We start from the raw sequence: 3,213 nt of genomic DNA, 5'->3' as shown, positions 1-3,213 counted from the left end.
CAGGAGGTGGTTGATCGCTCCCTTTTTTAGGTTTCTGGGGGCACATCCTCCAGACCCCCCTGTCAGGGGGCATAGCTCCCTGGACCTCCGATTTTCCCACCCTCGTGGGCTTGGGGTTTGCCACGGTCTTGGGTCCCACTCGTGGGCGGGGTGCAGGGGGTGGTTGATTGCTCCACTTTTTAAGGTTTTCAGGATTTATTTAATTATTGAAGTTTTGCCTCTTCCAGCTCTGTCGCTGGGAGGAGCAAGGCGTGAAGATAATCTCCAGAGGGCAGATGTAAGTTGTTTCGCTTGCAATTACTCAATACACGGCCTGAACTTGTAGCCGTAATGTATCACTCCACCCTTCCCTTCCTCATAAAGCTTGCGTGTGACCATTTCCACCGGCATTCCTATCTTCACTTCCTCCGGATCCACATCGGTAAGCTGAGCAGTTACCATCGGCCCTTCTTCCAGTTTAACTATCGCTACAGTATAGGGGGCATACTCCTCAAATTCCTCCGGAGCCTGATAGACAGTGGCAAAGCTATAGACCACGCCTTTTCCGGAAAAGGAGTAGGGCGTCTGAGCTGGCTTTGAGCATTCAGGGCAAACATCCCGCGGAGGGAATATCTTGACCCCACACTTCTTACATATTTCTCCCATGAGGGCATAACGCTGTTTCCTGGTCCTCCATACCGCTGGTAGACTCATATTCACACACCTCCTTTTAATATTTTAATCCGGCCCTTCCAGGATGTGGGTTACCGCTGTGCCCCCTGTTCCGCCTATGCTCTGAACAAGGGCCCAGTGCGCATCCTTAACCTGGTTGGGACCGGCTTCATAGCGCAGTTGAAGGACTGCTTCAGCCACCTGATAAACACCCGTAGCTCCCAGGGGGTTGCCGCGAGCTTTAAGACCACCCATGGTGGATATCGGGATACGCCCATCAATGGCAATTTCACCATCCATAGCAAGCTTTACCCCTTTGCCCTTTTCAGCAAAGCCCGCTGCCTCAAGAGAAAGGGCTGCCATGATGGTAAAGGAATCGTTTAATTCAAATAAGTCAATATCTTCCGGCTTTATCCCTGCTATCTCATAGGCCCGCTTGGCCGAAAGGTAAGCAGCCTCCAGGAAGAGAGGGTCTTTCCGGTCATGAAGGGCAAGAGTATCAGTGGCCACTACAGAAGAAGCAATCCTTACAGGCCTGGCGCTGAAATCTCTGGCCATATCCATTGGACACAGCACTAAAGCCGCTGCTCCATCAGCTACCGGCGAAGAATCCAGTAGATTTATGGGCTCCACTACCATTCTGGCTTCCACAAAAGCCTTTTCCGTTATGGGGTTGCGGAACATAGCATGGGGGTTATTGACCGCATTTTTATGAGCATTCACTGAAAAGTTTGCGAAATCCTTGAGCTCATAACCAAATTCATGCATATAACGGCGCATTATTAGGGCATTGAGGGCTACAAAGGAAAGGCCCATCTCCCGCTCGTATTCTCCGTCAATGCTGAGGGAAAGGGCCGAAATTACTTTTTCAGCAGGAGAATCGGTAACTTTTTCCACCCCACAAACCAATACAAAATCCGCCAGACCCCCTGCTACCGCAAGGTAGCCCAGGCGCAGTGCGGCTGCCCCTGAAGCCCCGGCAGCTTCCACTTTAAGGGCTTCAATAGGGCGAAGGCCAGCAAAATCTGCTATCGCCGCCCCTAAATGTTCCTGGAAGGCCAGTTCTCCCGAGAGGGCATTACCTACATAGAGGGTGTCCACTCGGTCTATTTTTGCATCCTTGAGGGCGGCCAGGATGGCTTCGGCAGCCAGTTGCTTTATGGATTTATCCCAATGTTCCCCTACCCTGGTCTGGCCAATTCCTATTATGGCTACCTCTCTCCTGCGCCTCATCACTCCATCTCCAGTAATTTGCGGAATCGGGCATAAAGGGCATAATCAACTTCCTTCCGCCTCATAATGTAAGAACGGGTGGAAGGAGCCAGAGGTTGCCTCTCAGGCAGTTTCTCCGTGGTCAAGATGGAGAAAGAATCGCTCCCGGCGCCAGAACCGAAGGAGACCAGCAGAATCCTCTCACCAGGTTTGGCTATATCCAGGACAGCCGTAAGACCTATCAGGGAAGAAGCAGCATAAGTATTGCCGATCTCCCCAACCAAAAGGCCATCCCTAATTTGCTCAGGAGCAAAGCCCAGCCTTTTAGCTACTGTTTGGGGGAACTTAAGATTGGGCTGGTGGAAGACTGCATAGGCGAAATCCTGAGGTTTGTATCCTGTCTTTTCCATAAGGGTGCGGGCAGCCATTTCAATGTGATGGAAATAGGCCGGCTCTCCAGTAAAGCGTGCTCCATGGCTGGGATAATTCATCCCGGAACGACGGAAGAAATCCGGAGTATCGGTTACATAAGAACAGGAGGCTTCAATAATGGCAAGGCTTTCCTGGGCCGGGCCAATGATAAATGCAGCACCACCTGCTGCAGCTGTGTAATCCAAAGCATCACCGGGGCGCCCCTGAGCGGTGTCTGCTCCTATGATGAGGGCATAATCGGCCATGCCTGAGCCCACAAAGCCCATAGCAGCCTGAAGAGCCTCAGTCCCGGCTTTGCACGCAAACTCCCAGTCAGCAGCCTGAACGTAAGGGGTTGCTCCCAGAGCCTCAGCCACTATGGTTCCTGTGGGCTTGACCGCGTAGGGATGGGATTCACTTCCCACCCACACAGCTTTGATGGCCCCGGGATCTATGCGAGCCCGGGCTAAGGCATTGCGAGCAGCTTCTAAAGCGATGGTGACAGTATCTTCATCAAGGCCTGGAACAGATTTTTCCCTTACCGGAGGCTCCACGTTCCCCTGAGCCCAAACCCGGGCTATCTCTTCAGCTTTTATACGGTATCTTGGTAGATAAGCACCATAGCCGACTATTCCCACAGGCCTCGCGGTTTTGAGCAACATTTTACTCTCCAAAGCAGGAGTATTCATGGGTAATTTTACGGAGAAAGCCCTTCCATGTAGTATCAAATCACTATCAGGGGCTATCACTAATAGACAATCCGTGCCTCAAGAAGGCATTCCATTACTGTCAGCTCAATACGGCAAAGCCTCTGAGGTTTATCACGCGCAGGACACATTGTGGTGAGTTTCCTAAAAAAGCGAGAGATTGTTTCGCCTGAGAATTTTACCCGCCCTCGTGGGCTTGGGGTTTGCCATGGTTTTGGGTCCCACTCGTGGG

At 51.8% G+C, this 3,213-nt stretch carries 3 protein-coding genes; all 3 read right to left on the bottom strand.

The window, feature by feature from the left end; translation table 11 throughout:
• Window positions 1-297 precede the first annotated feature (297 nt).
• From NZ653_09955 to NZ653_09945, 3 genes are read right to left on the bottom strand one after another with little or no spacing between them, the layout of a single operon-like run.
• Window positions 298-693, bottom strand: a complete 396-nt coding sequence (locus NZ653_09955; GenBank protein ID MCS7287443.1) for a Zn-ribbon domain-containing OB-fold protein — start codon at window positions 691-693, stop codon at window positions 298-300.
• Window positions 694-717: 24 nt separating this feature from the next.
• The gene (locus tag NZ653_09950) at window positions 718-1,884 is read right to left on the bottom strand and encodes a thiolase domain-containing protein (protein MCS7287442.1); all 1,167 of its coding nucleotides are present in this window, start codon (window positions 1,882-1,884) and stop codon (window positions 718-720) included.
• Complete coding sequence (locus NZ653_09945) at window positions 1,884-2,936, bottom strand: hydroxymethylglutaryl-CoA synthase (GenBank protein ID MCS7287441.1); 1,053 nt, start codon at window positions 2,934-2,936, stop codon at window positions 1,884-1,886. Before NZ653_09945 ends, NZ653_09950 begins: the two co-directional genes overlap by 1 nt.
• Between the last annotated feature and the right edge of the window lie 277 nt (window positions 2,937-3,213).

It is taken from the genome of Anaerolineae bacterium (assembly GCA_025062375.1).
GTDB lineage: Bacteria > Chloroflexota > Anaerolineae > SpSt-600 > SpSt-600 > SpSt-600.
The sequence above is the reverse complement of the archived record's forward strand: the minus strand, read 5'-3'. Positions and strand labels throughout refer to the sequence as shown.

Coding starts and splice junctions, on each gene's coding strand:
- NZ653_09950 (MCS7287442.1), bottom strand. CDS start 1,884: ATGAGGCGCAGGAGAGAGGTAGCCATAATAGGAATTGGCCAGACCAGG.
- NZ653_09945 (MCS7287441.1), bottom strand. CDS start 2,936: ATGTTGCTCAAAACCGCGAGGCCTGTGGGAATAGTCGGCTATGGTGCT.
- NZ653_09955 (MCS7287443.1), bottom strand. CDS start 693: ATGAGTCTACCAGCGGTATGGAGGACCAGGAAACAGCGTTATGCCCTC.